The sequence below is a fragment of the Paenibacillus sedimenti genome, assembly GCF_014534655.1.
In the GTDB taxonomy this organism is placed as follows: domain Bacteria; phylum Bacillota; class Bacilli; order Paenibacillales; family NBRC-103111; genus Paenibacillus_E; species Paenibacillus_E sedimenti.
In genome coordinates, this window is the sequence record NZ_JACVVD010000002.1 from 349,510 (window position 1) to 372,492 (window position 22,983).

A 22,983-nucleotide genomic window follows, 5' to 3' on the forward strand; every position below is an offset into this window, starting at 1 on the left:
TTGATTCGGCAAAGTCAGAGGTTTTTAACACAACTTTATGCGTTAGTCGATTTTGTGTGTATCCAACTGGTCTTCCTCTTTTCATGGTGGCTCAAATTCGATAGCGGTTTGATACCGTTTGATGGTCCGTTGCCATTTAAGCATTATGTGCTGTGGAGCTTTATTTACGGCGCTTTGGCTATTGCGATCAGTTATTTTATTAATTTTTACACCCCGAAAAGAAGAAAGCAGTTCTCTTTTGAAATTTTGAAAATTGTACAGGTGCATCTATTCAGCTTGCTGCTGCTGCTTAGCATTTTGTTTATTTTTAAAGAAGTAGACGTTTCTCGTTCATACTTACTACTTTTCCTTGTGAATAACATTCTTGTTATCAGTTTTTATCGGTATATCGTTAAATTATCTCTCAAACGTTTCCGGGAAAAAGGGTACAATAAGCAGTTTGTTCTCATACTAGGGGCGGGAACCCTCGGACGTCAATTCTATAACAATCTAAAAATGCACCCTGAACTGGGATATGAGGTTGTCGGTTTTCTTGACGATTATCAGGAAAAGCATGAGGTTGCTTACCAGAACTACAAGCCCATTATAGGAAAGATTGACGACCTGGAAGAGATTCTTAACAGGTTGATCGTGGATGAAGTGATTATTGCCTTACCGTTGGATGCACACAGAAAATTCGGAAGCATTATTAATGTTTGTGAAAAAATCGGCGTGAAGACGCTAATTATCCCGGATTTTTATGATTTCCTTCCATCGCGGCCATATTTCGATAATTTTGCCGATATGCCGTTAATCAATGTAAGGGACATTCCTTTAGATGAATTCAGGAACCGTTTGCTGAAAAGAGTATTTGATATCGCCTTTTCACTAACTGCTATTTTGCTCACGCTGCCTGTTATGGTGGCAATTATCATTGCAATTAAACTAACTTCCCCGGGACCCGTTATTTTCAAACAGGAACGTGTAGGGTTAAATCGTAGAAGATTCATGATGTATAAGTTTCGCAGTATGAAGATTTTGCCGGAGGGTACCTTGGACACGGGATGGACGATTGAGAATGACCCGAGGCGGACGAAAGTTGGAACTTTTATTCGTCAAACGAGTTTGGATGAATTGCCTCAGTTTTTCAATGTTCTTTTTGGCCATATGAGTGTGGTGGGTCCGCGACCGGAACGTCCTTACTTTGTGGAGCAGTTTAAAGAAGAGATACCCAAATACATGGTCAAACATCATATCCGGCCAGGAATCACAGGATTGGCTCAAAGTAACGGTCTGCGTGGCAATACATCCATCGAAGAACGTATCAAGCACGACATTTTCTACATTGAAAATTGGACTTTTTTATTTGATATTAAAATTATTTGGAGAACGATCGTTAACGGGTTTATCAATAAAAATGCTTATTAAAAATATTAATCGACAGCATATTTCGAGGGCATCCTTCCCATACTGGTAGATATACTTAGTTTACGGGGAGGTTTTTTTATGATCGATCATGAAGACGCTTACCAAGAAGATAACCTATCTATTGGCAAAGGTTTAATAGTTGGGGTCATAATCGGCTCCCTGATATGGGCGGCCATCATAGCCGTAATTGTGTATATGTGGTTGAAATGAGTGAAATGCTGCTTGGTCTAACAGGGCCGTAGCAGCATTTTTGTTTCTGGGTGGCTTCTTTTCTCGACCAAGCCCCCAACTCGTCTGCATAATCGAACAAGTCCCCTCATATGCATGTACTAGTGATGTTAATCAAGCAGTGAGGGGATGATTCGATGCGCCGGGTCACATGGATGATGGTAACCATCATGTTGGGCTTAGCAGTTGTTCTCGCGGGATGCGGGATGGGGAAAAAGGATGCAGGATCTATTGTAAAGGATTTGGATCATGTGATCAGCAAGCCGGGCAGTTATCAAGCTTCAGGGAGCATGGTACTGTATACGGGGCAGCAGCCACAGGAGTATTCGGTGGAGGTGGCGTTTTCGCCGGAGCATTTTTATCGCATTGCACTCACGAATGCGTCGAAGGATGTTACGCAGATCGTTCTGCGTAATGAAGAGGGCGTGTTTGTTCTGACGCCCCATTTGAAGAAGAGCTTCCGCTTCCAAAGCGATTGGCCGGAGAATCAAGGCCAGGTTTATTTGTTCCAGTCTTTAGCGAAGAGTATCGTCGCGGATAAGGACCGTCAGTTTACGACGGAGAATAATGCCTATGTATTCGATGTTACCGCGAACTATCAGAATGAAATGCTGTCTCGCCAGAAGATCTGGCTGGACAAGAAGACGCTGGCTCCGCAACAGGTGCAAGTGTCGGATGCGAATCAGAATGTGATGGTTCAGGTGACTTTTACGAAGTTTGAGTTTGATGCGAAGTTTGATAAGGACTATTTCCAAATGGAACGCAATATGACAAGCTGGAATATGTCGAAGCAAACGTTGCCTACATCGGCTGGTGCGAGTGTAACGGATAAAAATCTGTCCGCTACAGGTGGACAATCCGACCAAGCGGCCCAAGGTCAACAGACGACTAGTACTAAGCCGGCCACTGACAGCAAGTCCAACGCCGCGGCAAGCAAACCGCAAAATATTGGCATTATCGAGCCATCCTACATCCCTAAAGATGTGGTAAAACAAGACATTACGGACATGAAGCTCGGTGAGGATCCGGCTGTACTTCTCAGATACAAAGGCAAGTATAATTACAGCATCATTGAGGTGCGACCTCAAGCGAAGACAGTGTCCTTGCAGCCTGGGACGATCGTGGATCTGGGCTATACATTGGCGATCTTGACGGGGGACGACAAGAAGACTTTGACTTGGACAGATGAAGGTGTAGAATTCCGACTTTCGACGGGCGATCTGCCGATCGCAGAAATGATGAAAATCGCGATGGCGACGCAAGGACAATCTGGTAAGTAAAATAAAAGGGAAGTCCTGCTCTTTTTGAAGCGGGTCTTCCCTTGTTTTTGTGTCCACGAAGTTCAAGAAGTGCTGTTTGTAGTGGAAATATTTTGAATCCGGAAAGTAAGGTTGACGGGTTCCGCAATAGGGATTAACATAGGGAATATGGGTCCGAACGGGTTCGGAAAAAGGGAAGGGGAGTCCTGCTCGCACGAGAGTAGGTCTTCCCTTGTCCTTTGCATTTGGTTGCAATTTGGCTCTGCTAGGCCAGCGCAAAATGGCAACTAGGAAATAGAGGTGGACGGCAATGGATGCTTTTTATAGACCTACGTGGGTTGAAATATCATTAGATGCGCTACGCAGCAACATAGAGGGATTTCAGAAGGTGCTTCCAAAGGGTATGAAGACAATGGCGGTCGTTAAGGCCGATGCTTATGGACATGGGGCCGTAGGCGTCTCCAAGGAGGCTATTGCTGCCGGTGTAGACTATTTGGGCGTTGCGTTCTTTGACGAAGCGCTGGAGCTGCGTAATGCGGGCATTACGGCTCCCATCTTGGTTCTGGGCTATACGCCACCCGAAGGGATTGAAATGGCACGCCAGAAGGACGTTACTATAGCTGTGTATAGCCACGAGGTGCTGGATGCCCTGCGAAAGCAGGTCGAGGAGCATAAAGGGCGAGAGCAAGAGAAGAAGCTCAAAATCCACGTGAAGCTGGACACAGGCATGGGACGACTAGGCCTGCATACGGAGAAGGACGCGATTCCTTTCATTGAGCAGGCTCTAGCATTGCCGAATGTAGAGGTAGAAGGCTTGTTTACGCATTATGCGAATGCGGATGAAATCGATAAAACGTACACGATTGAGCAATTCCGCAGATTCGAGCGGATCGTGGAATATTTTAAACGGAAGGAAATTAAATTCCCGTACATTCATGCAGGCAATAGCGCTGCAGCAATCGATCTGCCAAATTTGACTTACTCCATGGTGCGTCTTGGCATCAGTATGTACGGTCTGTACCCCTCTGAGGAGGTTAATAAGCAAAAGATCGAGCTGAAGCCGGTGCTGAGTTTGAAAACAGGGATTGTACATCTCAAAACGTTGCCTCCTAACTCCGGAGTCAGCTATGGGACGATTTACTTTACGAAGTCCGAGGAGAAGATTGCTACGCTGCCGATCGGTTATGCGGATGGTTTTTCGCGTATGCTTTCGACGAAAGCAGAGGCTCTTATTCGTGGACAGAGGGTGCCGATAGTCGGCAGAATTTGTATGGATCAGTGCATGGCGAATGTATCGGAAGTGCCCGACGTGCAGGCTGGCGATGAGGTTGTGCTGATCGGGGAACAAGATGGAGAACGTATTACGGTTGAGGATGTAGCTAGGCTACTGGGTACGATTAATTATGAGGTTACTTGCATGATATCGCACCGTGTAGCAAAGGTATATATCCGAAATGGGATACGTGAAGATGCCATTAACCCGCTTATGCGGCACCGGTACTAGTTCTTCATGCGGCTTCATAAAATTACCATGTAAATTTTGAAGGAATTTGAGAGGATTTTCAGCAACTGTTATCGAATACTACGTATTGAGAGTCTGATATCCAGCTGTGTAACATAATTGATATACCCAAGGCATATATCTATTGTATAATTTGGTTTTCATGATGACATACTGGTAATATTGTCTTTGTATCGTTTCTGGGGGTGCGAGAATTTGAGTAATGCGCATAACACGAAAAGGATTATGATTAGCTTACCTGACAATCTGCTGCAAGAGGTTGATGGCATTGTCGAGAAGGAGAACTCCAATCGCAGCGAGTTTATCCGCCAGGCGATGAAGCTTTATTTGATTGAACGCAAAAAGCGCAGCCTGCGCGAGTCCATGCAGCGCGGCTATATGGAGATGGCGAAAATCAATCTCAGCATGGCATCTGAAGCTTTTCAAGCGGAGGAAGAAGCGGACAATACGCTTGATCGCTTAGTAAGCGGGGTGTAGAAGGTGATTGTGAAACGTGGCGATGTGTTTTTCGCAGATCTTTCGCCGGTGGTCGGGTCGGAGCAGGGAGGCGTTCGTCCTGTTCTAGTGATCCAAAATGATATCGGCAACCGCTTTAGCCCCACCGTGATTGTTGCAGCGATTACCGCACAAATCCAGAAGGCAAAGCTTCCCACGCACGTCGAAATTGATGCAGAAACGCATGGGTTCGATCGGGATTCCGTGATCCTGCTGGAACAAATCCGTACGATCGACAAGCAGCGGCTTACGGACAAAATTACGCATTTGGACGAAGAAACGATGCGTAAGGTTGATGACGCTTTGCAAATTAGCGTGGGACTGATAGAATTTTGAATAAGATCTGGAACGGACGAGGGTGAGAGATACCCCTCGTTTTTTGGTTTGTTCGGTTATCCGGATTGAAACATATACATAACGGAGAATTGGGGAATGAACTGTGACTTTGATGGATAGGTTGAAAAAGAAAATGTTCCACACTAAGGAGGAGGGCGGTATGACCTCGAATTCCTCAGCAGATCAGGGTGGAAAAGTAGCAGAAATGGAAGATTCCCGCGAGAAAGTTCAGCTTTCTGAGGAGAAGAAAGCGGAAATTCAAGAGCGTATTCTAAAGCAGATCGGGGCAGAGCTGCAGCTGCCTACTGGTAAGGTGAAAACGACTGTAGGGCTGCTGGATGAAGGCAACACGATTCCGTTTATCGCACGTTACCGGAAAGAGATGACGGGCGAGCTGGATGAGAATCAGCTGCGCGACATTGAGGAGCGCTTGCAGTATTTGCGCAACCTCGAGGATCGGAAGATCGAAGTGGTGCGCCTGATCGATGAGCAGGGCAAGCTGACGGATGAGCTGCGCAAATCTATCGAGACGGCCGGTAAGCTGCAAGAGGTTGAGGATCTGTATAGACCCTATCGTCAGAAGCGTAAGACGAGAGCTAGCGTGGCCAAAGAGAGAGGCCTTGAGCCGCTCGCGGATTGGATCTGGAAGCAGCCTCGTCAAGGCTCGCTGGATCAGGAGGCTTCGCGTTACATAGACGCGGACAAGCAGGTGAACAGTGCCGCAGACGCGATCCAAGGCGCAATGGATATCATCGCGGAGAATATCGCTGATGACGCTAAGATTAGGGCATGGGTGCGCCGTTATACCCATGATCAAGGTATCCTTCGTACGGAAGCTAAGGATGCGTCGCAGGAGTCCGTATATGAAATGTACTACGCGTACCAAGAGCCTGTAAGGAAGCTGCCTCCGCACCGGATTCTAGCGATTAACCGCGGGGAACGGGAGGAAGTGCTGAAGGTTAACTTGGAAGCGCCGGTCGATAAGATTCATGACTATATCGCACGTCAAGTTATCAAAGGGCAATCGGTTGTACAAGATGTGCTTCGCTCAATTGTAGAGGATACGTATAAAAGATTGATTGCACCTTCCATCGAGCGTGAAGTGCGTAATGAGATGACCGAGATGGGCGAGGAGCAAGCGATTAAGATTTTCGCGGAAAATCTGCGTAATCTGCTGCTCCAAGCACCAGTCAAGGGTCATGTCGTACTCGGTGTCGACCCGGCCTACCGGACAGGCTGTAAGCTGGCCGTCATCGACGATACCGGTAAAATGCTTGAAATCGCCGTCACCTACCCGACCCCTCCGAACAATAAGGTCGCGGAAGCGAAGGCGAAGTTCAAGCAATTGATCAGCAAGTACGGCGTCGAGCTGATCGTTATTGGCAACGGGACGGCTTCCCGTGAAACGGAGCAGTTTGTTGCGGAGCTGATTGGCGAGATCAAAGAGCACAAGCTCAAGTACTTGATCGTCAGCGAAGCGGGCGCGAGCGTTTATTCCGCGTCGAAGCTGGCGCAGACGGAGTTCCCGGAGCTCGACGTAGCTGAGCGCAGCGCGATCTCTATCGCGCGGAGGCTGCAGGACCCGCTCGCGGAGCTCGTGAAGATCGAGCCGAAGGCGATCGGCGTCGGGCAGTACCAGCACGACGTCTCACAGAAGCGGCTCGACGAGAACCTGAAGGCCGTCGTAGAGTCGGCCGTCAACCATGTGGGCGTGGACCTGAACACTGCGTCCCCGTCGCTCTTGTCTTACGTGTCGGGCGTGAACGCGACACTGGCCAAAAACATCGTCAAGTATCGCGAGGAGAACGGCAAGTTCAGCAGCCGACAGGAGTTGTCGAAGGTTCCGCGCCTCGGCGCGAAAACCTTCGAGCAATGCGTCGGCTTCATGCGGATTCCGGGCGGCCGCAATCCGCTCGACAACACCCCGATCCACCCGGAGTCTTACGACGTCGTGGATCGGCTGTTCAAGGAGCTGCGCCTGGAACTGGCGCAGCTGGGATCGCAGCAGCTTCTATCGCTGCTGCAAACCCTGGAGCCGGAGGAACTGGCTCCGAAGCTGGGCGTTGGTGTCCCGACGCTGCGGGACATCCTGGACAGCCTGCAGCGGCCTGGGCGGGATCCGCGGGACGAAGTCCCCGCGCCGATCTTCCGCACCGACGTGCTGCAGCTGGAGGACCTTGCGCCGGGCATGGAACTGACCGGCACGGTGCGCAATGTCATCGACTTCGGCGCCTTCGTCGATATCGGCATCAAGAACGATGGGCTCGTACACATCTCTCAATTGAGCAATGGTTTCGTTAAGCATCCGATGGATGTAGTTTCCGTCGGAGACATCGTGAAAGTCTGGGTGCTGAGCGTTGACTTGAAAAAAGGCCGCGTCAGCCTAACAATGAAAAAACCGCAATAAAGTATAGGAACAAAAGCCTAGTGATATAATCACCGGGCTTTTGTTCATCATCGACTTCTTTCACCCTCTTTCAGTTTACGATCTGCTGATTTTTGTGGCCTCACCCTCTTCTTTATCGTCTGGTATCCTCTTGTTGAGCCCCACCCTCTTTTCTGAAGTCATTTACTATAAGACTTAGACATCCCTCCTTTAAGAATTACAAGCGCAGCAACGGGTGAGAATTAGGAATTAATGCCCGTTTTCGTTCAGTATATAAAACTTAGCAAGTTTAGGACCGCTAACGAACGAAAACATTCCCTCTATAGAAAACTGCATAAGCCACTCGGCAGCGGAGCGAATATTTACATTAAACTCAGCGGCTACTTCCCTGGGCCTGATTTTTCCATTGTGCCGTTTTGCGATTTCGATGATTTGCTGCTTCCTGATCTTCCACAAATCTTGGGGAGCAGGATAAACCGTCGATACTCTCTGCTCTTGTGCGAAGTTAAGGGCTTGACGTAACAGTCTTTGACATGCGGCGGGGTCATTTTCTAATTGAACGATATTCAATCTCAGTACGTGCCAGCCTGCCAACATGAGTTCATTTTGCAGTTGCATATATTCATAGTGCTCTTGTGAACTCAGTTGCTCAGAGCGAAGTTCACTAATTTCAATAAGAAGCCTGGCTCCATCTTGCGTAAACCAAAATCCTGTAACAGACTGGCTGCTTCCAACCTGGCCAATGGGATACTCCGATTTCCAAATCTCTTCATCGTGTACGGCGATAGGCCACCAAATCGTTTTCAAAAAAAGAGCTTCGGATTTCGTGAGGTTATGCATAAATCCTTCATCTGTCACAGTCACATATTGACGGTTAACGCTATCTTTACCCTTAAATTTCTCCACAAATAAGCCTCCTAGAAATAAATGGACGAAAAAAAGCACACCTCCGGTGCAGACCAAGCTGCAAACGGGGTGTGCTTCACTCCGACAACGTTATACATTTATTTACATTATAGAGGCGGTATGGGAATAATGCAATACCATTTTTACAAAATATGTCGAAATACTATTCTGTTGTAACAGGCAGCACTGTGCTTGCTGCAGATTGATTACCAGAATCATCTTCAGCCTTTACCGTGAGATTATATAAAGTATTGGACGTTAATCCTGTAAGAGTAAGGCTGGTGCTTGCCGTACTGCCTAGTTTCGTAGCGCCTGCATAAACATTGTACTGTTTCACGACGTCATTATCCGTACTTCCAGTCCAAGTCAATGTAATGGTTGAATTCGTAACACCGAGCAAGACCAAATCTTTAGGTGTTGTAGGAGGTGCTTTATCGGATGTCGTTGCTGTTACTACAGTGCTTGCAACAGAACGGTTACCCGATGCATCTATGGCTTTAATGGTGAAATTATAAGTTGTGTTTAGGGCTAGGTTACTGACTGTATGGTTTGTGTACCAAGGGTCGGTAGTGCCAACAAGCACTTTTCCGTTATAAATTTCATATTTACTGACACTCACATCGTCTGTTGTTAACGTCCAATCCAGTCTAACTTGGCGAGCGTTGGAAGTCGCAGAGCTTCGGAAATCTGTTACTGTAGCCGGCGCTGTAGTATCCGCAGGGTTCACATTAGGGCCGATGACTTTTTGTGGCAGGGAGTAAGTCATATTCGTGCCATTACCTAGCTGACCGTGATTATTATGTCCCCATGAGTACAAGATGCCGTCGTTGCCTAGAGCTATGGTATGATTATCTCCTGCAGTGACCGCGCTAACAGATGGTAAAGTTGTAAGCTGCACAGGAACAGTTCGAGTCGTAGTATGACCGAGACCCAGTTGGCCGTAGCCGTTATATCCCCATCCCCAGAGAGAACCGTCTTGTTTGATTGCAAAGCTAAAATATCTGCCTGCTGCAATACTTTTTACAGATCCGAAATTAAGGATTTGTACTGGCGTTGTTTGACTATGTGTTGAGCCGTTGCCAAGCTCACCGTTGCCATTGTAACCCCAGCTCCATATAGTGCCGTCGCTTTTTAGTGCGAGGACGTGATGATCCCCAGAAGCAATAGCTGTGATACCGGTTAATGGATTATTGGCTCCGAATGCGACTTGTACAGGGACATTGCTTTTCGTAGTTTGACCGTTGCCAAGTTCGCCGTAGTTGCTAGATCCCCAAGTCCATACAGTTCCATCGCTTTTTAATGCCGTAGAGAAATTTTTACCGGCTGCAATAGCCTTAACAGAGCTTAAGTTGGAGACCTGAACAGGCAGTTTCTGAGTAGTGTTGGTCCCGTCACCTAATTGACCCTCGCCATTATTACCAAAAGCCCATACGGTTCCGTCATTTTTTAGGGCAAGACTGTGATTTTCACCGGCGGCCACTGAAGTGAATCCGGTTTGGCTAGATACAAGTACTGGGCTATAACGATACGTTGTCGAATTGTCGCCTAACTGGCCGTAGCCATTATAACCCCACGCATATAGGCTTCCATCGTTTTTGATTGCAAGGGTATGGTTACTTCCACCGGCAGATGTTTTAACATCTGTTAGATTAATCGTTTGAATGGGTTGATATTGAGTATTGGTGGTTCCATTGCCAAGTTGACCATAACCATTATATCCCCATGACCATAGAGAGGCGTCATTGCGGATAAATAAACTATTATTCCCACCTAAAGTTAAAGGAAGCGATGTAATGGCAAGTTGAGAAGAAGTGGACACTGTGAGTGCATTACTTGCAGCAGAAACGTTTCCGGCACCGTCGACGGCTTTTACTGTAAAAGTATAGGAAGTATTCGGAGTTAATCCGTTCACTGTATAAGATGTGCCCGCTGAAGCCGGTGAAGTTGCAACCTTAGTAGTCCCGTTATAGATTTCATAGTTTGTTACACCCACATTATCGGTAGATGCCGACCAGGACAACGAGACAGAAGAGCCTGTTTTACCGGTGACAACCAAGTTTGAAGGAGCTGTAGGCGCCTGTGTATCAGCCGTACCTACAAGTTTAATTGCGTCCAAAGGAAGCGCATAACCTGTGCTTGCTGCATTTTTACCTGTTACAGTAAATCGAACGATCTTGAATCCTGCACTAGGGAAGTTAATCAATCCTCTGCTAGTATCCTCAAAAGCTGCGGCTGATTTGTAAAAGTCAATGGCCGAACCAAGATTGTTCCCATCGATGGAAAGTTGAGCAGTGCCGTTAGCTGTGCCTTTTTTAGCTTTGATGATGACTTCATAAGAACCAGACTTTGGTACGTTTAGTGCATACTCGACGTAGTCGCCCGCTGCATTGGCACTATAGTTTTCCCATTGTCCACCACTGGCTGCAGCATCTGAATTCACGACACTAGCGTCCCCCGAATCCGCTTGAGGAAGACTCTCGATTTCAAACAAAGTCTGCCCGGAAACAGCAGGATTCGTCGTTGCACTAACAGCGTTGCTAGCCGCGGATACGTTGCCGGCCGCATCCTTTGCTTTAACGGTGAAGGTATAGGCAGTGGCCGGTGTCAATCCTGTTGCCGTAAACGAAGTACCGGCAGTAGTACCTACTACTGTGGTACCGCTATACACGTCGTATCCGGTAACGCCAACATTATCGGTTGAAGCGGTCCAAGACAGCGACACACTTGTGTCTGTTTTCCCTGGTGAGGTCAAACCGCTAGGAGCAGTTGGAGCAACTGTATCTGAGGCTGTTTGTTTGACCAGCTTGATAGCGTCAAGTGCCAAGGAATACCCTGGACTTGCTGCATTTTTACCTGTTACGGTATAGCGGAATTTTTTGATGCCTGGCGTATTAATCGTTACATTACCGTTGGATAAATCCCCGTAAGAGGCTGCTGCTTTGTATAGATCGATTGGAGTGCCTTGTGCGACACCGTCAATGCTCAATTGAGCGGTACCCCGGCTGCTGTAGAACTTGACAGCAGTTGCAATGGAATACGTGCCGGCCTCTGTGATATTTACGTCGAATTCGATGTAGTCACCGACTGCATTGGAATTAAAGCTCAATATCTTCCCGCCGCTAGCTGCAGTATCCGAAACAACGGTGATAGCATCTGTGCCGGTTCTAGTAAGACTCTCGTGTTCGAAAACAAACTGATTTGCAGCAAGCAATGCTACAACAGGGGTTGTCGTTGCGGTTAAAGATTTGCTCTGTTCGGATGTGTTACCGGCGGCATCCTTCGCCCTTACCGTAAATGTATAGCTTTTGTTGGGAGATAAGTCGGAAACTGTGTAGGCAGTCTCTTTGCTGCTGCCAACTTGACTTCCGTTACTAAAAATTTCATACTCAGTCACGCCGACATTATCCTGAGAAGCAGACCAGGCAAGCGATATGGTCGAAGCGGTGGTTCCTGTTGTAGTCAGTCCGGATGGAGCAGTAGGAGCGATCGTGTCCAAACCGTAAGTGGCAGCAGTAACAGTAGTTATGGAAGGTGCTGGGCTTGCAGGCTGCTCGATGACTTGACTATCGTCGACTTTTTCTACAGACTCGGCTAGAGCCGTACCTCCAAGGCCAAGGGATTGTGCTGCTACTAAAAATGAGCATGCGAAAAGAAGGCTTTTTTTTCTGATTTTCACTAAAGATTCATCTCCAATTCATAATGATTGATTAAAATATGGGTTAAAAAGACAACACGAAAATAAGGGATCGTACAAAGGCGAAAAAGCACGTTAAAACAAAAGCAATGCATGGATACTCAAAAAAAGGAATGGTAAGAAGGAAAAAAATGGAGGTTCGATACGGTTTTATTGAAGTAAGTCTTGAGGAGAAACAGTGGTTTTTAAAGAAAGATAAGTAAAGATGAGGAAAATCAATGGAAGAAAAAATAAATCCTTGATTTATCTTATAGCAGATTCCTCCTTGAGATAATGTGTAATCACTTCACTGATACGTATTGTATCAGAAATAAAATAAAAAAACAGTAGTATTTTTCACATTTTTTAAAAAAAATGAAAGAAAAAAACTGGATCCCTTCTCACCAAAAAAAGGTTCCAGCTTTACTGATTAATATTTACGCTTGCCCGGTCCGTCGGTCGATTGGGTATCAGGCCACTCCTCTTGTGAGCGGCGGGTACGGTAAAAGAACCAGCTATCATTCAATAATCGAATTTGTCTGCGGTTTTTGTTCTGGAAGGCCCGCATTAATTGATTACAAAGCCATTGCGGCATGTGCCCATCCCCTTCCTCGCTATGTACTTACAGCATATGAGGAATAGGCGTTGAGGGTGCAAGTCCGAACTTATGGCTTTTGTGTTTCGTTACTCCGTTATTACGCTTCAAGCTCTTCTTCATACCATTGTTCGAGCTGAGCTTGCAGTGCGCGAATTTCAGTCAGCAGGGAGATGAGCGGGTAGCTCTTTTCTTGAATCCCAGCAAATGTTTGCTCAAGCCGGTTGATATAATCCAACCCATGAATGAGCTCATTCCCCGTGCCGATCAATTCCAAATTATCGCACTCGGCAATCACACGCGGAAGCTGAGGCACATCATCAGCCGTAAGTTTATCTACTTCTTTATGCAGACGTTGATTGAGTGCTGTCAATTGGTACATATATGAGGTAGGCATTTCTACAAATTCCAGTTGCTGTTCGAGTTTAAGAATGGCATATCGCATTTGTGGCATAATAGTCGTTAAATCCCCTCTCTGGAAAGCTTTCGTTCTTCTTTTCTACTTGACAGTATAGCTGCACATACGGTACAAATTCAAGTGAGAACTTGGCAAAGGATTTAGCTTCGAAGGATTTCTTCACTTTTGGGGGATTGTTTATGGATGATCGGGAGCTGCAACAATGGGTAGAGCAGATCTCTTTAGCATCGTTTGGCAGACCTTTTGTACATCAAGCGCGATTTAATCGAAGATTGAGGTCGACAGGGGGGCGTTACTTCACTAAATCCCATGATATTGAGATCAGTTGGGTGCAATGGGAGTCGTTCGGCCACGATGAGATTGAGAAAATCATTAAGCATGAACTGTGTCATTATCACCTGCATTTGCTTAAAAGAGGGTACCAGCATCGGGATCATGATTTCAAAACGCTGCTTGCACAAGTCGGGGGTACCCGATTCTGTCGTTCGCTGCCGCGGCCATCGAAGAAACAGTCTTATAAGTATAGGCTGGAATGCGTGAACTGTAAGACCGAATATTTTCGTAAACGTAAGATGGATGTGCGCAAATATGCTTGCGGAAAATGCAGGGGGAAATTGAAATCGTTCACACTTGACTTACAAACCCCTTCATAATAAAATAAAAATACTTCATTCCCTGATAGCTCAGTTGGTAGAGCACTCGACTGTTAATCGAGTTGTCACAGGTTCGAGTCCTGTTCGGGGAGCCATATCATTTGGAGAGATACCCAAGTGGCTATAAGGGGACCCTCTGCTAAGGGGTTAGACTGCGTAAGCGGTGCGAGGGTTCGAATCCCTCTCTCTCCGTATATCATAATAAGTCCGATGGTGCTAATACCGTCGGACTTATTTTTATTTTTGCTTCATCTATGATGAACATCTAACAGTTTTCTAACACCGTCTAAATCTATTTAAGGTAAGATAGACAGATATCCAGACAAACGGGGGTTAGAGACGATGACAAAACTATTTTCAATACGAGTGAGACTTCTTCTATTGTTATTGGTTCCTTCCTTGTTGTATGCGGGGACGAGTGTGTTTCTGTTGCAGCTGAATGTTTCAAATGCTAGCAAGCTCAAGTCTTCGCTTTATGAAACTACGAATAAAAGTACGTCGATTATTTTGAATGCGGATCGTGATATGTACCAAGCTTTAACAGCATATCAGCTGCTTGTTTCGGGTACACTGAGCACAGAAGATAAGGCCAAGCAGTTGAAATCATTTCAAGATAATATTAAACAGGCGAATGACCGAGTTAACAAAGCGACAAGTATCTTAAGTGAAAAGAATTTGCTTACAACTGCACATGGGGAATCAAAGCTGACGATCGAGCAAAATTTCAACAGTTTCCATACCCTGTTCAATCAATGGGCCAAAGAGGCGACGCAAGTCGTGGAATCGTCAAAAACAGGCAAGGGTGTTGTGGATGATGCCAAGCTGATGGGTACGTTCGAAAAAGGTCGAGAGGGTATGAATCAAGTTGGAGAGATTCTCGATACGTATGCCAAAACCAGCATAGAAGAGATTCAGGCTCAGAACAATAAGACCAAATGGTCGGTCTATATCAGCCTGACAATTATCATTTTGGCATTGCTCACAGCGGGTTGGTTTGTTATTAGTAAGATTATGAGGACGGTACGCAGGATTGTTGAGGTTACAGGGAAAGTAGCTGCTGGTGATCTTCGCCACGAGCCGTCGATGAAGTATTCCCGAGACGAGCTGGGACAAATCACAGAATCCGTAGATACAATGGTGCTGAAAATTAAAGAGCTCATTGGGGTGATTGCTCATAATACGCAATTCGTACATTCGGCTTCTTTGGAATTGAACGATAGCTCTAGAGAATCGGCAACTGCTGCGGAGCATGTGGCTTCCAACATTCAGGAAGTGACACAGGATGTAGAGCACCAAACGAGAAGCAGCATGGAGACAAGCAGAGCGATTGAAGAAATGGCGATCGGCATTCAACGGGTAGCCGAAAATTCGACCGTGATGGCAGAGCATTCCTCCCTGACTTCCAGCCATGCTGAGCTTGGTAACGATCTCTTGACCAGACTCCAGCAGCAAATGGTTAGTATATTAAAATCGGTAGATCAATTGTCAGTAACTGTACAATCCTTGACGCGCAAATCGGATGAAATCGGGCAAATCGCATCGAGCATTACGAATTTCGCTAATCAGACCAATCTCTTGTCGCTCAACGCTTCAATTGAAGCAGCGAGGGCCGGTGAACATGGTAAAGGCTTTAGTGTCGTAGCGAATGAAATCCGTAAACTAGCCAGTCAGTCCATTGAGTCGGCAGAGGGGATAAACCATCTGATTAATGAAACCCGTGTAGAGATTACAAGCGTTTCGGATTCCATGAATTCAACCAAGCAAGAAGCAAGTACGGGATCGAACATGATGCAGGAAGTCAACCGAAGCTTTCATACGATTATGCAGTCTGTCCAACAAATTGTTTCACAAATTCATGAGACATCAGCAATTACGGAGCAAATGTCGGCAAGCTCGCAGGAAATTTCAGCGACAATGGAGCATTCTTCGAACACTGCAGAACAAATTCTAATAAAATCACAAGGTGTGGCCGCGGCGACGGAGGAGCAGTTGGCGATGATGCAGAATATTGCTGCAGCTTCTGAGCAGCTGAAATCCGTGGTGAATACGTTGAATGAATCCGTGGCTTTTTTCAAAATCCAATAGGTAATAAACATGAAAAGTCCATAGGAAATGTTTCGCTTCCTGTGGACTTTTTTTCAGATTAAGTTTCATAATTTATGCTTGTCATCCTTCGAATTATCCGTTATAATAACACTTGTCGTCAAAAACGGGCTGCATGGTTCGAAGGCGTTCAAGGCCCGTTGGTCAAGGGGTTAAGACACCTCCCTTTCACGGAGGTAACAGGGGTTCGAATCCCCTACGGGTCACCATTTCAATAACTTTAGGAAGAGTATTCTTCCCACATATGCGCGGTCGTGGTGGAACGGCAGACACACCATCTTGAGGGGGTGGCGCTCACAAGGCGTGAGGGTTCAAATCCCTCCGACCGCATCCCAAGCAAAAGAACCTTGAACAATCAAGGTTCTTTTGCTTTTTGTCTCATAATTTACACTTCCATAACATTCTGCTTGCCCTTTGAGTTTATTAACAAGTAAAAGCATCAATAAACCGCAAATCAACCCCGAAATACATCCAAGAAAATCCAGTCCAGCGGAAGCCGGCGACAGAGTTGCGACCTACAAAAATTGGGAAATACCAGAATTGCTGGCCATTACTAAGCCAGATATAAGTGAAGTTGAACAAGCAGCGCGAGATACCGCCCGGATCTACTGCGTAAAGGGAACCAGCAGCCTTAAGAGGCTTCTGCGGCGTATAGGCTGGCGGTGGAGCAGTTGGCGGCTGCATGCCACCCGGGTGAGGGCCGCCTGGAAAAGGGACCCCAGGTTGTGGAAAGCCAGGCTGAGGGAACCCAGGTTGCGGGTATCCAGGCTGTGGAAGCCCAGGCTGCGGGAATCCCGGTTGTTGTCCTCCGGGCTGAGGGAACCCCGGGAACGGAAACCCTGGAGTCATGCCGGATCCAGGTAATCCGGGAAATCCGCCGCCGCCGGGAAATCCTCCCCCAAAGCTGCGTGGATCGTAAGCGGGTACCCACGCCATTGCTTGAGGAGGATAAGGCGTATAAGCCGTTGGATAAGGCATCGGCTGAGGATTTGGTGTTGGATAAGAAGCAGGTAAAGCCGAGAGAGTTTCATCGTGTTGATTTTCGGCGTTATGAATATCGCGGACTTCTTGCGTTTTTTTCGTAGACATTCGTTGTTCCTCCTTGGGTATAAGCGGATATTTTTCGATTTACTATATGCAGGAGGGTAGACGGATGTCACGATAAAGTGGAATTCTTAGAAAATTAGGGCTAAATGATGTAAATAGGCTTATTTTCCCATTATTTGGGGTGATATTCAGGATTGTATTCCCATGGTTGTGTGAAAATTTGTCGTATATAATTGAAATTGGTTATATTTTCAAATGAACGGCATATTCATATAAAGGAAGAAATCGCATGAATAATCGTACAATGATGAATGAGGCTGGTTATAGTCATAACCAATCAATTCAGGAACCGAATATGGTGTTGGATCAGTTTTTTTCCAATTATGGTCTTACACAGCGTGAATCCGAAATTCTTGCGTTAATTGCTACTTACGGGTATACGAATCGAGAGCTTGCGGAATATTGTTACATTAGTGAGAAAACGGTGAAGATTCATTTGGCTAACATCATGAGTAAAATCGGGATCAGCTCGATGCGCAGATTGCTGGCGCTGCTCTTGCAGCAAGCATTCATGGTCTCGAGCATGACGAATGAATCCAATCGGGTAACGTCAATAGGAATCAGATAGAAAAAAGAGAAGGCTTCTGTAGAAGAAGTGCTTCTCTTTATTTTGTATTTGTGAAATTCCAGCTGAAAAAAGCGCGCATATCCATCTGCATAATATCCTCGATGTCATTCATACGAACCCATAATTGCCCGATACACTTGATATTGCTTGCCAGAGCTGTATGTCGATGTTTGATTGTGTTCAGACTAATGCCAAAACAATGCGGACGCTGTGGATTTACAGTAAGATCCTCAAGCAATACGCTGATACCGGCTTCCGTTTCATCAATCTCTTCAGCCTGCAGTTTTTGAAAAGGTGCGCTAAGCGGTACATACAGGACCGACTTGCTCCAATCGAGTTCTCCCGGTCCAAAACGGATCGACATGACGAATGGCCGCAATCCCTCTTCATGGAAATCATAAAGGATGGTGAGCTTGGCCATCTGCGGACACTCCTTTTCGTTTCAACTGCTCAAGCTTGTCCATCATGCTTTTGGTGGCAACCGACCAATTAGCAGGATTATAGGTAGAGTTATGGCTTTGGGTATGCAAATGAAATTCATGGTCCACGATTCCCTGCAGAATTCGTCGCTGAATTTGCTCCAATCTTGCGGCTGCAAGTCGATAAGTTACGTTAAACTCCTCGGAAAGCAACTCCATAATTTCGCTTTTTCGCTCCGGAAGCGGGATTTGCTTGATCATGGAAATCGGGAGTGCGGCATACAGCTGGAAGTTAGTTGCATCCTGCTCCTGCCAATCCACATAATGCTCCGGCATTGTCATTTGATTGCCGGAGTGCCGCAATACATGACAGAGCTCGTGCAGGAAATCCTCCCACTGCTCCTTGGCAGATAGACGGCGATCGATATTAATGCTGAAAAGTCCGTTTTTTTCAATAGCCATGCTATTCATATCGAAAAAATAAGTCCAGATGTTGAGCTTTGCCGCCACATTCATAATTTGTAGCTGGTTTGGAGCAGTAATCCCGTGCTGGCTGTACAGAGCTTCAATCCATTGCTCCAGAGGCGTGGTTTGGTAGTGAGTAAACATGGAATACCTCCTCATGGGAATGTATGTTCGTTTATTGGAGTTAAAGAAAAGCCCCATAGGGCTTGTTAGCAGCTATTGTTGACTGTCCGGTTTGCGAGTTTGCTGCTGATCCTTAATAAAATTCCAAAAGCGCAGCATTTCATCGCGCCGCTCCTTGGGGGCGTTTTTGAAATCTTTGAAAAAAAGGCTGACCTCCGGATCATCGACTTCCAGAGCCTCGACCCCGGTTTGGGATTCAAGTGCATCGCTTTCGGTAGGCGCAAAGCCGGCAAGTAAAAGAAGCTCATCTTTGTCTACGGCGCTAAGGGCGTCAGCTAAGGCAATAACCGTTTCTCTGGAAGGACTAAAGCGGTTATTTTCTATGGAGTTAATGAATGAATAACTAACACCGGATCGTTCTCCCAACTCTCTGAGTGAGAAATTATGCTGCTGCCGCAGACGCCGGATTCGATTGCCGAATTGCACCATATCTTTCATCGATACATCACCTATTTCTATTGTAAATGTAGATGGGGCAGAAAAACAAGGGGTTTAAGTGAAAAATGTTTAGATAATCAAAACTTTTGTGTTGAGTTTATAAACGATTTGAAGTATGCTTTGTTTAGAATTACAAAACAATATATTAGGAGATGATCCAATGAAGATGGAAATCGTTCAACTTTTTGAGAATGAACAGATAGATCGTAAAGCTACACGCAAAAAAATCGAAGGGATGCTCGAGACGGTGCGCATATATGGACAAATCGGCTTGGTACGTAGACAAACTAAGGTAATATCGAGCTATGACCCCCGCTATCATGGAGCGACGAATCTGCTTAACAAGGTGACGGAGCGATCAGCAATCTATAACGTGGATACGGAAGAGCGGCTTAACAAGCTTTGTAAGGAGGTTAAAGAGGCCATCGGGTGCCTGGATGAAGATGAACAGGAAATAATTCGGAGGCGTTATTTGAAGCGGAATAAAGAGCCTGATGGTATGCTGTGTTACGAGCTGAATCTGAGTGAGAGAACTTATCGCAGGGTCAAAGCGAAGGCGATAGCGAAGCTTGCTTACATGCTCGGGCTTGAGGTGATGCGTTCATAAAACACGATTATTGGCCCTCAGCGTATAGGAGACCGGGAGTTGGCCGTTTGTTGGCAATTCGTTTGGTTATTAGCGTGATAAGCTTGTAATGTAGACAATTGAGGGAGGTGATCAAGGTGAACGAGAAAGAGGAAAGCAAGTCCCAAGCGATACAGCCTTCGCTATGCAAAGGATGTATGGGGGCGGTGGGAAGGAGTGAAACGGTTTTGCAGCAGGTTGATTTGTGAAAGAGGGTAAAACTTTTTACGGAAAAAATGTTTCGAATTTCAAAACAGCATGAAAAACCAGCAGGAGACCAATCTCCAAGCTGGGTTTTCTACTCCCAAACCGAAAGGAGCAATAACTATGATCCAAATTGGCTTCAACTTTCTCACAGCGTCTCTCGGAACGCTTCTGACGTATGCCTTTGGCGGATGGAATGAATTGATGAGCCTTTTTCTTTTGGCCATTGCTGTTGATTACTTCACCGGCATCGCCGCGTCCGTTAAAGAGCATAAAGACCTAAATAGCCAAGTCAGCCTTTGGGGTCTTTTGCGTAAAGGGCTTATGCTGCTCGTCATTATGCTTGCGCACCGCGTCGATCTTTTTCTTGGCACGGAACTCATGATGACCGGCGCGATTTATTTTTACCTTGCCAATGAGTTTATCTCCATTACTGAAAATTACGGAAGAATGGGGCTGCCGCTGCCGAGTCAAGTGAAACAAATCATTCAAGTGCTAAGAAGAAAGGGGGAAGATCATAGATAGAGGCACTTTCATCGATCGAATTATTCCAAAGCGGAATTTCACCTTCTGGCTAACGAGCTCAGAAAAGTTTTCCGGACAACCATGTACCGACTAAAAACGTACATAGAGACCGAATTCATATAAGAGAAAAAGATACATTTTGTAACTATAGTAAACGCACTCCGAGTGATTCGTTTGACCTATATATTTGACACTACTTACAGGTATCAAAGACTAATTGAGGGCTCAAATATAAGAAATAAGAAATAAAATTCGCTAAGATAGATACAAAACGTATCAGGTGTGATATAATATAACCAATAGTACATTTGAACTACAAGCCGCAGAAACTGGAGGCAACCATGAGCGCTATAGCCGGTGTTCTTAACTATTATGGAGAGCCTGTTTCCATCGAAGCTGCCAGGAATATGATGCAAGGTTTGCAAAAATACCCTGCTGATGATGTAAGAACCTGGTATGACGGCTCTGTGTTTTTGGGTTGTCACGCTCAATGGATTACTCCTGAATCGATTCACGAACGGCTCCCTTATTATGATGAACAAAGCAAGCTGGCTATTACGGCAGATGCGATCATTGATAATAGGGGTGAATTATTTAACAGGCTTCAGGTTGCGAAATCCCGGCGGGAACAGATGGCGGATAGTGAGCTCATTTTATTAGCCTACCTGAAGTGGGGGAAGGAAGCGCCGCAATACTTAATCGGCGATTACGCATTTGTCATCTGGGATGAGAAGAGGCAGCATCTTTTTGGAGCGCGCGATTTATTAGGCAATCGAACTCTATATTATCGCCATGATGCGCGGCAGTTTGTATTCTGTACAGTGATAAACCCGCTATTCACTTTACCTGGAGTCAATAAAGGGCTCAATGAATCGTGGATCGCAGAATTTCTTGCAATCCCTTACATTTTGGATTCGATCGATGTTCGCTCAACTTTATACAGCTCAATTGATCAGATTCCTCCTGCACATACCTTTCAAGTTGCAAACGGCAAACTAACATTGGAGCAGTATGGAACTTTCACAGTGCCTGATAAGAAGATTAAATTTAGATCAAACGCCGAATATGAGGAGGCATTTCGCCAAGTTTTCTTGGAAGCGATTACATCTAAGTCCCGGACATTCCGTCAGGTAGGCGCAAGCTTAAGCGGAGGATTAGATTCAGGTGCAGTCGTCAGCTTTGCTGTAAACCCTTTGCACAAGGCAGGAAAAACATTGCACGCTTACAGTTACGTCCCCCCGTCTGATTTTGTCGATTGGACCTCGAAAAGCATGCTTGCCGATGAAAGTTCATACATACGGGCTACGGTTGAGCATGTAGGAAATTTAACGCATAGCTATATGGGTTTTTCGGAACAAAATTCTTTTAGCGAAATTGATGACCTTATCGATCTTATGGAAGCGCCTTATAAGTTTTTTGAGAATTCGTTTTGGCTAAAAGGTATGCTCGAACAAGCCCAGCGGGATGATGTCGGTGTGTTGTTGAATGGAGCAAGAGGCAATTACACAATCTCATGGGGACCGGCTATCGATTATTATGCTCGGCTCTTAAGGAACCTGCGTTGGGTCCGATTTTATCGCGAAATCAAGCTCTATGGAAAGATTGGAAATATCGGGAGGTCCCGGTTATTGCCCTTCATCGGCAAGCAAGCGTTTCCTTTTTTGACGCGAATGCCTTTTTCCAAGAGAGAGCCGAATAAACCGCTTTTAATTCATCCAGACTTGGCCGCACGAACAGGCGTCATTGAAAAGCTAACCAACCATGACGTCGGACTGACCGAGTCGACGATGGACGAATTCGCAGCAAGGGAATATCAGTTTAATCATTTAGCCATATCGAATCATCAAGGAACATCGACCACGAAATTATCTTTACGCTACAGTGTCTGTGAAAGAGATCCGACCAGCGATCCGAGAGTGATTCGATTCTGTTTATCTGTACCGGTCGAACAGTTTGTCCAAAATGGCAGAGACCGTTCGCTGATTCGAAGGTCGACGGCAGGGTATTTGCCTGATAAGGTTCGTTTAAACCAGCGCGTTCGCGGTGTGCAAGGTGCGGATTGGATACACCGCATGCTTCCAATATGGCGCCTGGTTACCGAAGAAGTGAAGCATCTATGCCGTGATTCCGCCGTCTCGCAGCTGCTGAATGTGAAGCAGATTCAAGCATCGCTTGCGAAAATCGGAGATTCACCGAAGCCTGAACTTGCCTATGATCCGGATGTGAGATTGATCATGCAGAGTTTGATTGTATATCGATTTTTACAAAAAATTTCATGACGCCCCCCGCTTGAAAGGAGGTGATATCTATGGAAAAGCAAATAAAGCAAGAGTGGCAGCAGCCTACATTAGAAGTGCTCGACGTCACGATGACGATGGGTGGACCTAATGGAGCTGTTCCAGACCGAAACGGTAAAGGCGCAAATAACCGCAATCCTCAAGACTCGTAGGATTGTCCTTACTTAGGGC

Annotated in this window: 22 protein-coding genes and 4 tRNA genes; 18 read left to right on the forward strand and 8 right to left on the reverse strand. The window is 46.0% G+C overall.

What is annotated here, in order from left to right; genetic code table 11:
- From ICC18_RS06225 to ICC18_RS06250, 7 genes are all read left to right on the forward strand, one after another.
- The gene (locus tag ICC18_RS06225) at window positions 1–1,407 is read left to right on the forward strand and encodes an undecaprenyl-phosphate glucose phosphotransferase (protein ID WP_188173508.1); all 1,407 of its coding nucleotides are present in this window, start codon (window positions 1–3) and stop codon (window positions 1,405–1,407) included.
- A gap of 78 nt (window positions 1,408–1,485) precedes the next feature.
- Window positions 1,486–1,617: a hypothetical protein gene (locus tag ICC18_RS34260; RefSeq protein WP_262495837.1), complete on the forward strand. Its 132-nt coding sequence runs from the start codon at window positions 1,486–1,488 to the stop codon at window positions 1,615–1,617.
- Window positions 1,618–1,772: 155 nt separating this feature from the next.
- Entirely contained in the window at window positions 1,773–2,915 is a 1,143-nt protein-coding gene (locus ICC18_RS06230; protein ID WP_188173509.1) for an outer membrane lipoprotein-sorting protein, read from the forward strand.
- Window positions 2,916–3,204: 289 nt separating this feature from the next.
- Window positions 3,205–4,398 (forward strand): alanine racemase, encoded by a 1,194-nt coding sequence (gene alr / locus ICC18_RS06235; RefSeq protein ID WP_188173510.1) that lies wholly within the window; start codon window positions 3,205–3,207, stop codon window positions 4,396–4,398.
- 213 nt (window positions 4,399–4,611) lie between these two features.
- Window positions 4,612–4,893, forward strand: coding sequence for a CopG family ribbon-helix-helix protein (locus tag ICC18_RS06240; protein ID WP_282559198.1), 282 nt, complete (start codon window positions 4,612–4,614; stop codon window positions 4,891–4,893).
- Window positions 4,894–4,896: 3 nt separating this feature from the next.
- A complete protein-coding gene (locus tag ICC18_RS06245) occupies window positions 4,897–5,247 on the forward strand; it encodes a type II toxin-antitoxin system PemK/MazF family toxin (protein WP_028553893.1) in 351 nt (116 codons plus the stop codon).
- 205 nt (window positions 5,248–5,452) lie between these two features.
- On the forward strand, window positions 5,453–7,654 hold the full coding sequence (locus ICC18_RS06250) for a Tex family protein (RefSeq protein WP_188173967.1): 2,202 nt from the start codon (window positions 5,453–5,455) through the stop codon (window positions 7,652–7,654).
- Window positions 7,655–7,882: 228 nt separating this feature from the next.
- Here ICC18_RS06250 and ICC18_RS06255 read toward each other — a convergent pair whose 3' ends face one another.
- The 4 genes from ICC18_RS06255 to ICC18_RS06270 form a co-directional block, all read right to left on the reverse strand.
- Entirely contained in the window at window positions 7,883–8,539 is a 657-nt protein-coding gene (locus ICC18_RS06255) for a hypothetical protein (protein WP_188173511.1), read from the reverse strand.
- Window positions 8,540–8,702: 163 nt separating this feature from the next.
- Window positions 8,703–12,215: an RCC1 domain-containing protein gene (locus tag ICC18_RS34465; protein WP_312029493.1), complete on the reverse strand. Its 3,513-nt coding sequence runs from the start codon at window positions 12,213–12,215 to the stop codon at window positions 8,703–8,705.
- Between the two features lie 427 nt (window positions 12,216–12,642).
- On the reverse strand, window positions 12,643–12,807 hold the full coding sequence (gene cmpA / locus ICC18_RS06265; protein ID WP_188173512.1) for a cortex morphogenetic protein CmpA: 165 nt from the start codon (window positions 12,805–12,807) through the stop codon (window positions 12,643–12,645).
- A 100-nt stretch (window positions 12,808–12,907) separates the two neighbouring features.
- A complete protein-coding gene (locus ICC18_RS06270; RefSeq protein ID WP_188173513.1) occupies window positions 12,908–13,261 on the reverse strand; it encodes a hydrolase/acyltransferase in 354 nt (117 codons plus the stop codon).
- 143 nt (window positions 13,262–13,404) lie between these two features.
- Between ICC18_RS06270 and ICC18_RS06275 the strand changes: the two genes are divergently transcribed.
- The 6 genes from ICC18_RS06275 (at window position 13,405) to ICC18_RS06300 (ending at window position 16,311) form a co-directional block, all read left to right on the forward strand.
- Window positions 13,405–13,878, forward strand: coding sequence for a SprT family protein (locus ICC18_RS06275; RefSeq protein ID WP_188173514.1), 474 nt, complete (start codon window positions 13,405–13,407; stop codon window positions 13,876–13,878).
- 19 nt (window positions 13,879–13,897) lie between these two features.
- Window positions 13,898–13,973, forward strand: a tRNA-Asn gene (locus ICC18_RS06280).
- An 8-nt stretch (window positions 13,974–13,981) separates the two neighbouring features.
- Window positions 13,982–14,070 (forward strand) — tRNA-Ser (locus ICC18_RS06285).
- A gap of 150 nt (window positions 14,071–14,220) precedes the next feature.
- Window positions 14,221–15,963: a methyl-accepting chemotaxis protein gene (locus ICC18_RS06290; RefSeq protein WP_188173515.1), complete on the forward strand. Its 1,743-nt coding sequence runs from the start codon at window positions 14,221–14,223 to the stop codon at window positions 15,961–15,963.
- Window positions 15,964–16,115: 152 nt separating this feature from the next.
- Window positions 16,116–16,190 (forward strand) — tRNA-Glu (locus ICC18_RS06295).
- 39 nt (window positions 16,191–16,229) lie between these two features.
- Window positions 16,230–16,311, forward strand: a tRNA-Leu gene (locus ICC18_RS06300).
- A gap of 93 nt (window positions 16,312–16,404) precedes the next feature.
- Here the strand turns inward: ICC18_RS06300 and ICC18_RS06305 are convergent.
- Window positions 16,405–17,070, reverse strand: a complete 666-nt coding sequence (locus tag ICC18_RS06305; RefSeq protein ID WP_223192367.1) for a transporter — start codon at window positions 17,068–17,070, stop codon at window positions 16,405–16,407.
- 247 nt (window positions 17,071–17,317) lie between these two features.
- Between ICC18_RS06305 and ICC18_RS06310 the strand changes: the two genes are divergently transcribed.
- A complete protein-coding gene (locus ICC18_RS06310) occupies window positions 17,318–17,656 on the forward strand; it encodes a response regulator transcription factor (protein ID WP_188173516.1) in 339 nt (112 codons plus the stop codon).
- 37 nt (window positions 17,657–17,693) lie between these two features.
- Here the strand turns inward: ICC18_RS06310 and ICC18_RS06315 are convergent, their stop codons facing one another.
- The 3 genes from ICC18_RS06315 to ICC18_RS06325 form a co-directional block, all read right to left on the reverse strand.
- On the reverse strand, window positions 17,694–18,077 hold the full coding sequence (locus ICC18_RS06315) for a hypothetical protein (RefSeq protein ID WP_188173517.1): 384 nt from the start codon (window positions 18,075–18,077) through the stop codon (window positions 17,694–17,696).
- Window positions 18,052–18,684 (reverse strand): ImmA/IrrE family metallo-endopeptidase, encoded by a 633-nt coding sequence (locus ICC18_RS06320; RefSeq protein WP_188173518.1) that lies wholly within the window; start codon window positions 18,682–18,684, stop codon window positions 18,052–18,054. Before ICC18_RS06320 ends, ICC18_RS06315 begins: the two co-directional genes overlap by 26 nt.
- Before the next feature lie 72 nt (window positions 18,685–18,756).
- On the reverse strand, window positions 18,757–19,161 hold the full coding sequence (locus ICC18_RS06325; RefSeq protein ID WP_188173519.1) for a helix-turn-helix domain-containing protein: 405 nt from the start codon (window positions 19,159–19,161) through the stop codon (window positions 18,757–18,759).
- A gap of 160 nt (window positions 19,162–19,321) precedes the next feature.
- Here ICC18_RS06325 and ICC18_RS06330 point away from each other — a divergent pair, with 160 nt between their 5' ends.
- From ICC18_RS06330 to ICC18_RS06345, 4 genes are all read left to right on the forward strand, one after another.
- Window positions 19,322–19,768, forward strand: coding sequence for an ArpU family phage packaging/lysis transcriptional regulator (locus ICC18_RS06330; protein WP_188173520.1), 447 nt, complete (start codon window positions 19,322–19,324; stop codon window positions 19,766–19,768).
- 345 nt (window positions 19,769–20,113) lie between these two features.
- Complete coding sequence (locus ICC18_RS06335; RefSeq protein WP_188173521.1) at window positions 20,114–20,515, forward strand: phage holin family protein; 402 nt, start codon at window positions 20,114–20,116, stop codon at window positions 20,513–20,515.
- A 341-nt stretch (window positions 20,516–20,856) separates the two neighbouring features.
- Window positions 20,857–22,794: an asparagine synthase-related protein gene (locus tag ICC18_RS06340; RefSeq protein ID WP_188173522.1), complete on the forward strand. Its 1,938-nt coding sequence runs from the start codon at window positions 20,857–20,859 to the stop codon at window positions 22,792–22,794.
- Window positions 22,795–22,823: 29 nt separating this feature from the next.
- Window positions 22,824–22,964 carry a paeninodin family lasso peptide gene (locus tag ICC18_RS06345; RefSeq protein WP_223192368.1) on the forward strand — a complete coding sequence of 47 codons (141 nt, stop codon included), beginning with the start codon at window positions 22,824–22,826 and terminating at the stop codon, window positions 22,962–22,964.
- Window positions 22,965–22,983: the final 19 nt, after the last annotated feature.

Excerpts from the sequence above, each read along its gene's own strand:
- ICC18_RS06325 (WP_188173519.1), bottom strand. The coding sequence starts at position 19,161 with ATGAAAGATATGGTGCAATTCGGCAATCGAATCCGGCGTCTGCGGCAG.
- ICC18_RS06270 (WP_188173513.1), bottom strand. The coding sequence starts at position 13,261 with ATGCCACAAATGCGATATGCCATTCTTAAACTCGAACAGCAACTGGAA.
- ICC18_RS06230 (WP_188173509.1), top strand. The coding sequence starts at position 1,773 with ATGCGCCGGGTCACATGGATGATGGTAACCATCATGTTGGGCTTAGCA.
- ICC18_RS06335 (WP_188173521.1), top strand. The coding sequence starts at position 20,114 with ATGATCCAAATTGGCTTCAACTTTCTCACAGCGTCTCTCGGAACGCTT.
- ICC18_RS06330 (WP_188173520.1), top strand. The coding sequence starts at position 19,322 with ATGAAGATGGAAATCGTTCAACTTTTTGAGAATGAACAGATAGATCGT.
- ICC18_RS06340 (WP_188173522.1), top strand. The coding sequence starts at position 20,857 with ATGAGCGCTATAGCCGGTGTTCTTAACTATTATGGAGAGCCTGTTTCC.
- ICC18_RS06250 (WP_188173967.1), top strand. The coding sequence starts at position 5,453 with ATGGAAGATTCCCGCGAGAAAGTTCAGCTTTCTGAGGAGAAGAAAGCG.
- ICC18_RS06305 (WP_223192367.1), bottom strand. The coding sequence starts at position 17,070 with ATGTCTACGAAAAAAACGCAAGAAGTCCGCGATATTCATAACGCCGAA.
- ICC18_RS06315 (WP_188173517.1), bottom strand. The coding sequence starts at position 18,077 with ATGGCCAAGCTCACCATCCTTTATGATTTCCATGAAGAGGGATTGCGG.
- ICC18_RS06320 (WP_188173518.1), bottom strand. The coding sequence starts at position 18,684 with ATGTTTACTCACTACCAAACCACGCCTCTGGAGCAATGGATTGAAGCT.
- ICC18_RS06310 (WP_188173516.1), top strand. The coding sequence starts at position 17,318 with ATGAATAATCGTACAATGATGAATGAGGCTGGTTATAGTCATAACCAA.
- alr (WP_188173510.1), top strand. The coding sequence starts at position 3,205 with ATGGATGCTTTTTATAGACCTACGTGGGTTGAAATATCATTAGATGCG.
- ICC18_RS06275 (WP_188173514.1), top strand. The coding sequence starts at position 13,405 with ATGGATGATCGGGAGCTGCAACAATGGGTAGAGCAGATCTCTTTAGCA.
- ICC18_RS06345 (WP_223192368.1), top strand. The coding sequence starts at position 22,824 with ATGGAAAAGCAAATAAAGCAAGAGTGGCAGCAGCCTACATTAGAAGTG.
- ICC18_RS06290 (WP_188173515.1), top strand. The coding sequence starts at position 14,221 with ATGACAAAACTATTTTCAATACGAGTGAGACTTCTTCTATTGTTATTG.
- ICC18_RS34260 (WP_262495837.1), top strand. The coding sequence starts at position 1,486 with ATGATCGATCATGAAGACGCTTACCAAGAAGATAACCTATCTATTGGC.
- cmpA (WP_188173512.1), bottom strand. The coding sequence starts at position 12,807 with ATGCCGCAATGGCTTTGTAATCAATTAATGCGGGCCTTCCAGAACAAA.